This window comes from Natrinema gari JCM 14663, assembly GCF_000337175.1.
In the GTDB taxonomy this organism is placed as follows: Archaea; Halobacteriota; Halobacteria; order Halobacteriales; family Natrialbaceae; genus Natrinema; species Natrinema gari.
This window is the reverse complement of record NZ_AOIJ01000044.1, coordinates 95,850-102,151: the sequence shown is the minus strand read 5'-3', so window position 1 is coordinate 102,151 and position 6,302 is coordinate 95,850. Positions and strand designations below refer to the sequence as shown.

The 6,302-nt window shown below is 65.5% G+C and carries 5 protein-coding genes and 1 pseudogene; 5 read left to right on the top strand and 1 reads right to left on the bottom strand.

Going from position 1 to position 6,302, the window contains the following annotated elements; genetic code table 11:
• The 4 genes and pseudogenes from C486_RS07660 to C486_RS07640 all read left to right on the top strand — a co-directional run.
• Positions 1-579 (top strand): annotated as a pseudogene (locus C486_RS07660) (nitrite reductase); the annotation flags it as partial.
• 115 nt (positions 580-694) lie between these two features.
• Positions 695-1,486: a hypothetical protein gene (locus tag C486_RS07655; RefSeq protein WP_008454815.1), complete on the top strand. Its 792-nt coding sequence runs from the start codon at positions 695-697 to the stop codon at positions 1,484-1,486.
• Positions 1,487-1,617: 131 nt separating this feature from the next.
• Complete coding sequence (locus C486_RS07650) at positions 1,618-2,034, top strand: universal stress protein (protein WP_049910277.1); 417 nt, start codon at positions 1,618-1,620, stop codon at positions 2,032-2,034.
• 378 nt (positions 2,035-2,412) lie between these two features.
• Positions 2,413-3,657, top strand: a complete 1,245-nt coding sequence (locus C486_RS07640) for a digeranylgeranylglycerophospholipid reductase (protein ID WP_008454810.1) — start codon at positions 2,413-2,415, stop codon at positions 3,655-3,657.
• Between the two features lie 29 nt (positions 3,658-3,686).
• Here C486_RS07640 and C486_RS07635 read toward each other — a convergent pair whose 3' ends face one another.
• Positions 3,687-5,327 carry a potassium channel family protein gene (locus C486_RS07635; RefSeq protein ID WP_008454807.1) on the bottom strand — a complete coding sequence of 547 codons (1,641 nt, stop codon included), beginning with the start codon at positions 5,325-5,327 and terminating at the stop codon, positions 3,687-3,689.
• Between the two features lie 166 nt (positions 5,328-5,493).
• On the opposite strand from C486_RS07635, the gene C486_RS07630 reads away from it, so the two are divergent.
• Positions 5,494-6,291 carry a ZIP family metal transporter gene (locus tag C486_RS07630; RefSeq protein ID WP_008454805.1) on the top strand — a complete coding sequence of 266 codons (798 nt, stop codon included), beginning with the start codon at positions 5,494-5,496 and terminating at the stop codon, positions 6,289-6,291.
• The last annotated feature ends 11 nt before the right edge of the window (positions 6,292-6,302 follow it).

The following is a 6,302-nucleotide window of genomic DNA, read 5'->3' as shown; positions in this document are numbered from 1 at the left end:
CCCGAGGTCGACAACGAGTTCTACCTCGGCCAGCACGAGATCTACACGGACGGCGACCTCGGCGAGAAAGGCCACCACGGTTTCGACTTCGACGCGATGCTCAAGGAGGAACCCACCTACGTGGTGTTCAACGGCCAGGCCTACGGCTTCACCCCCGACGGGGGCGTGCCCATGGAGGCCACCACCGGCGAGACCGCCCGGGTGTACTTCGCCAACGGCGGCCCGAACCTCCTGAGTTCCTGGCACGCCATCGGCAACGTCTGGAGTCGCTTCTACCGCGACGGCGACCTCCTGACCGCCCCCGATCGCAACGTCGAAACCGCACCCGTCGCTCCCGGCACCACCGCGGCGGCCGANCGCTTCTACCGCGACGGCGACCTCCTGACCGCCCCCGATCGCAACGTCGAAACCGCACCCGTCGCTCCCGGCACCACCGCGGCGGCCGAAATAGAGTTCCCCGTCCCCGGGCCGGTCAAGATCGTCGACCACGCGCTGACCCGCGCCGCTCGCCGTGGTGCCCTCGGCATCATCGATGTCACCGGCGAGCCCACCCGCGACATCTACGACGAAAACCCGTAAGCCCCACTCGGCCGCCCGTTCGAGCGGTAGCATGCGGCCTGGACCCATCGGTGCCTTCCCGATCCCCGGAAACGGGGCTGTATACTTATACCGGTTCGGCCGACAGTTGCACCCGATGGTGTTCGCCCCGATTCCGTCGATTACGTTCGATGCCAGTGATCCGGCCGCGACGGTCGCGATCGGACGGCTGTTCGCGTATCTCGCGATGGGCGTCGCAGCAGTGGTGTTGCTCTATTACGCGACGGTCTACGTCCGTGAAGTCCTCGCGGTCGAGGCGCGCACCGAACAGTGGTTCCTCCTGATCGGGATCGGTGCGGCGATCGTTTACGCCGTCGCCGGCGTCGCCTCGCTGTTGCTCGAGCCCGACTGGATCCGCCGGTTCGTCGACGGCGCGATCCTGTTTTTCATCCTCTTTCTCGCATTGGCGATCCGCGCGATGTATCACGACCAGCCGACCGGGGGTGATCGCTCTCGGTTGCTGCCCGTGTGGGCGGACTACGTCGTGATCGTCGGGTTCGTCGCTGCCTGGTGGGGGACGTTCCTCATCGAGACGTCCGCGACTCGGCTGGTTGTCGCGGTCGGCTGGGTCGTCACCTCCGCGTGGGCGGTCCTCTATGGCGTTCGGGCCGTCCGCGTCCACGAGGGAACGACGTTTGCCGCGCTGACTCGGCACCTGCTGCCGGCGATCGTCTGTGTCACAGCGATCGTGTTCGTCGACCTGGTGACGAGTTACGCGACCGGGTACGGTGCGCTCGCCGACGCCACGTGGCTCGTCGGCACGTCGCTCGTCGCCGCCTTCCTGTTCAATACGGCCGTCGCGATCCGCCAGCAGGGCGGCGAACTCGAGCGCCTCTACGACTGGACGACCTGGCGCGAGCAATCGTTCGACGACGGGTCTATCGAGTAGTGCCGTGTCCGACTCGAGAGTTGGAGTTCGCCCCGCAGGACGACGGTCCGTCTGGCCTTGGCCGCCGCGTTCCGGGCGACCGAATATGGCTGAGGATGACACTCAAGTGGATGCCCCCCGTAGCGGTCGATATGCACCTGCTGGTCGCGCTCGACGACTCGGAGCCGGGGTGGGCGGCGCTCGAGTTCGCGTGTACCGAACACCCCGACGACACGCTCACGGCCGTCCACGCCGTCGATCCGACTAACAGCGGCTACGGCGAGGTGGCACACCTCGGTCCGGACGTGTTGCTCGAGCGCCAGCGGGAGGCCGCTCGGGAACTGCTCGCCGAGGCCGAGGACCGCGCGGCCGACTACGGCTGTGCGCTCGAGACGGAGACGATCGTCGGCCAGCCGTCCGTCGCGATCGTCGACTACGCGACGACCACCGATGTGGACCGAATCGCTGTCGGCAGTCACGGCCGAACCGGCGTCTCGCGGGTGTTGCTCGGCAGCGTCGCGGAGCGGGTCGCGCGACGCGCACCCGTTCCAGTGACGATCGTCCGTTAGCGATCGGCTCGGCCCGTCGAGCGGCGGCCTCGAGTGTGACGTTCGGCATCCGTGTTCGTCTCGTCGAATCGTTCGGACTGAAAATATTTATCGGAGATTGAATAGTGTTCGAGTTTGTCCGGGACGACGGCACCGAGTACAGCGTGGCACTCAGGCCACCGCAAGCGTATCAGTGATCGGGTCTGTCCGATCGCAGTGTGTTCTGGCTCGAGCGGACCGGTCCGCTCGCGTCGGTCGCGTGACGCCATCGCCCGCGACCGACGCTGTGGTCGGGGTCCGACGCGTTTCCGGTCCCAGGGCCGATGCGCAAGGGATTCCGCCACGTACCGGCGACCGTAACAGGACAAACTAATTAAGGTCCACAACAGTCTGGATTACATGAACGACCGCTACGACGTAGTCATCGCCGGTGCCGGTCCCGCCGGCGCACAGTGTGCCCGTGATCTCGCCGCCAGAGGGTACGACGTCGTCGTCCTCGAGACCGAAGCCGAGGACGAGTTCCCGCGTCAGAGCAACAAGTCCACCGCTGGGACCTTCCACTCCATGATGGCCGCCTTCGGCATCCCCGACGATGTCGTGATGCAGTACACCGACAGCGTCGTCCTCGAGTCGCCGACCGAACACTACGTCCGCGACCAGACCGGTGCCGTGTTGGAGTTCGCGGACTTCAAACGCTATCTGGTACGCGATGGCCGCGACGACGGGGCGGAGTACCGGTTCGACGCTCGCGTCACCGCGCCGATCATGGAGCACGGTGAGATCGTCGGCGTCACCTACAACGGCGACGAGGCGGTCTACGGCGACATCGTGATCGACGCGACGGGCCCGAGCGCCCCCCTCGCGAAGCAACTCGGTGTCGTCGATCTCAAACGCGAGAACCACGCCATCGGCATCGAGTACGAGTTCGAGGGCATCGACATCGATCGTCCCGGTTTCGCGGACCTGCGCGACGCCATGATGTTGCGACTGGATCACGAGATCGCCCCCGGCGGCTACTCCTGGATCTTCCACACCGGCGAAGACACCGCCAAGGTCGGCCTCTGTTACATCCAGAACGGCAGCCACGACCAGTACAGCCGCGACGGTTTCACGATCGACGACTACCTCTCTCACTGGCTCGAGACGGACCCGCGGTTCCGGAACGCCGAACCGATCGAGGGCAAACAACACCGCGGTTCGGCCCACATTCAGGAACCCGGACAGCTCCACACCGATCGGTTCATGGCGATCGGCGACACCGTCCCGAGCCTCGACCCGCTCTGGGGCGAAGGGATCAACAAGTGCATGCAGTCCGGTCGCGCGGCCGCCGCCACCGCCGACAGCTGTCTCAAACACGACGGCGTCGAGCCGACCGCCGAGAACCTCGAAGTCTACGAGACGCTCTGGCACCGCGATGTCGCGCCAAACGCCAAGAGCCGGCTGCTGATGACACAGCTCCTCTATCTCGCCCCGAACGACCGCTACGACGACCTCATGCGGGATCTCCAGCGACTCGACGACGACACGCTGGCAAAGGCCAACAAGGGCAACGCACGTGCCATCGCGAAACTCCTCGAGCCCGGGGACGCACCGTTGCTCGTCGACCTCGCGAAACAGCGACTGGATCTCGGCTCCGTCCTCTAATCCGCCACCGGTGAACGCAACGTCGGCCCTCAGGCGAGAAACCGTGCTTCGAAGGACTGAACGCTCTCGTCGGTGCCAGCGAGTACGACGTCGTCGTCCGCCTCGAAGACGAACGACGACGGATCGAATTCGGAGATCGTCTCACCGTCCCTGACGGCGGCGAGGACGGTACACCCCGTTCGCGAACGAACGTCGGCGTCGACGACCGTCCGACCGACCAATCGTCCGGCGGGCAGTTTGACGACGTCGATCTCCCTGTCGACGGCCAGTACTTCTTCGTCGTCGAAGACGGTCGAGGCGAGCATCCGTCCGCTGACCGTCGCCAGCGACTGGACGTAGTCGGCACCCGCCCGGTACAGTTTCTGGACGTTGTCGGCGTCGTTCGCGCGGACGATGATATCGACCGACGGGTTCAAATCGCGGGCGACGAGCGTCGCGAAGACGGCCGTCGTATCGTCGTCGAGGGTCACGATCACGGCGGACACGTCCTCGACACCGGCCTCGCGGACCGCATCCGGATCGCGAGCGTCGCCGACGATGTCGACATCGTCCTTGTCGTCGCTGTCGAGGACGGTCACCCGTGTGTGCGCATCGGTGAGTGCATCGCTCGCCGCTGCACCCGCCTCGCCGTAGCCCGCGATGAGCACGTGCCGGGCCGAAAAGGAGTGGACCGTCGACATCGCCTCCGCACGCATGGTGTCGATCCGCTCCGGTTCGCCCGCGACGAGTAGCCGCGTCCCCGTATCGAACTCGCGGTCCGACGGGATCGGACTCTCGAATGCGCCGTCGATCCAGGCACCGATCCCGTCGACGCCGAACCGGTCGCGGGGTTGGATTTCGTCGACGGTCCGTCCGCAGAGGTCGCTTCCCTCGGCGATCGACAGCTCGACCAGTTCCAGATCGTCGCCGATTTCGATCCCATCATCGACTGCGGTCGTCACGGCCGTCGGCACCCGATGGGAGAGGCTCTCGCCGAGCAACTGCCGCGGCGACAGCACCTCGTCAGCGCCTGCGATATCGTGATATGCCGCGAGGCGCTGCTCCTCGATCAGCGTCACGATCCGGATGTCCGGATTCGCCTCGCGCGCCGAGAGAACGATACTCGCGTTTACGTCGTCGCTTGCATCGGCCACGACCGCCGTCGCCCGTTCGATACCGGCGTTTTCGAGGACATCGGTCGATTCCGGGTCCCCGTGAACGACCCGATAGTCCGCTTCGTGGAGCTCCATGGCCGTCTCCTCGTCCTCCTCGACGACGACGTACGCCTGCCCGCGGGACTCGAGTTCCTCGATGAACGCCTCGCCACGAGGCGTATACTCGCAGATGACGACGTGGTCCTCGATGTCGGGTGCGACCGTGGGGGCCGTCGTCGCGAGCGCGCTTCGAAGCCACGGGACGGCGAAGACATCGACTCCCGTGAGAATCAGGCCGATCCCCGTGAGCTGGAGGACGATCATCAACAGGTTCATGTGAGGCGTCGACCACCCCGCGTCCTCGCCGTACCCGGTCGTGGTATACGTCTGGGAGACGATCTCGAGCGACCGGTAGAGCGGCTGTGGATCGTTCTCCAACGTCGCCATGCCGTAGTTGTACACCAGCGTAGAAACCACGGTCGTCACGGCCACCAGGGCGAGATAGTAGCCGGTCCGACGGGACCGCCACAGTGACATACACGCGTCATTGGCCGGCCGACTGTTGACGGTACCGATCGACGGGGGTTCCGGGCCGGGTCTTCCGCGCCATTACGCCCCTCATACGACGGTAGTGACACCGTCGAAACGGCCAGTAACGCTGGCTCCGCCGCAGATTTATGCCTTCGGTTCTACGTTCCGACGGATGGTGCTCCTCGAGAACCTCGCGCTGGTGTTCGTTGCTGGGCTCGTTACCGCACTGGCGACCGGCCTCGGCGCGCTCCCGTTTTTCTTCTTCGAGGGGATCAGCGACCGACGAAACGTGATCCTCTGGGGACTCTCCTCCGGGATCATGATCTCCGCCTCGCTGTTCGGGCTCGTCGAGGAGGGGCTGGCCGAGGGGACGGCCCTCGAGATCGCGACCGGGATGGCGGCCGGCGTCGCGCTCGTCGTGATCGCCCACGACGTGTTGATGGACGCCGAGATCGATCCCCGGCAGTACGAGGAAGCCGACTTCAAGAAACTCGTGCTCATTCTGGGGATTCTAACGGTCCACAGTTTCCCCGAGGGCGTGGCCATCGGCGTCTCCTTCGCCGATCTCGGACTCGAGGGTGGGACCGAACTGCTCGGGTTTACCATCCCGATCCTAGCTCTCTTCATGACGATCGCGATCTCGATCCACAATATTCCGGAAGGGACCGCGATCTCGATCCCCCTGCGCTCGATGGACGTCGCGAACTGGAAACTCGTCTGGTGGGCCGTCTTCTCGAGCCTGCCCCAGCCGATCGGGGCCGTCCTCGCTTTTGGCTTCGTCCGCTACGCGCGTGAGTTCCTTCCGTACGGCTTCGGCTTCGCCGCCGGCGCGATGATCTACCTCGTCCTCACGGAGTTCATCCCTGAGGCGTTGGCGGTCGGCAAGCCATTACCCCACGGCGGCAAGGTCCGGCTTGCCGCCGGCATCGGTATCGGCGTGCTGGTGATGTTTCCGCTGGCCCTGATCTGAGCCCGTACCCG

Bases quoted from the DNA above. Each gene is read 5' to 3' on its own strand.
- C486_RS07655 (WP_008454815.1), top strand. From the start codon at position 695: ATGGTGTTCGCCCCGATTCCGTCGATTACGTTCGATGCCAGTGATCCG.
- C486_RS07650 (WP_049910277.1), top strand. From the start codon at position 1,618: ATGCACCTGCTGGTCGCGCTCGACGACTCGGAGCCGGGGTGGGCGGCG.
- C486_RS07640 (WP_008454810.1), top strand. From the start codon at position 2,413: ATGAACGACCGCTACGACGTAGTCATCGCCGGTGCCGGTCCCGCCGGC.
- C486_RS07635 (WP_008454807.1), bottom strand. From the start codon at position 5,327: ATGTCACTGTGGCGGTCCCGTCGGACCGGCTACTATCTCGCCCTGGTG.
- C486_RS07630 (WP_008454805.1), top strand. From the start codon at position 5,494: ATGGTGCTCCTCGAGAACCTCGCGCTGGTGTTCGTTGCTGGGCTCGTT.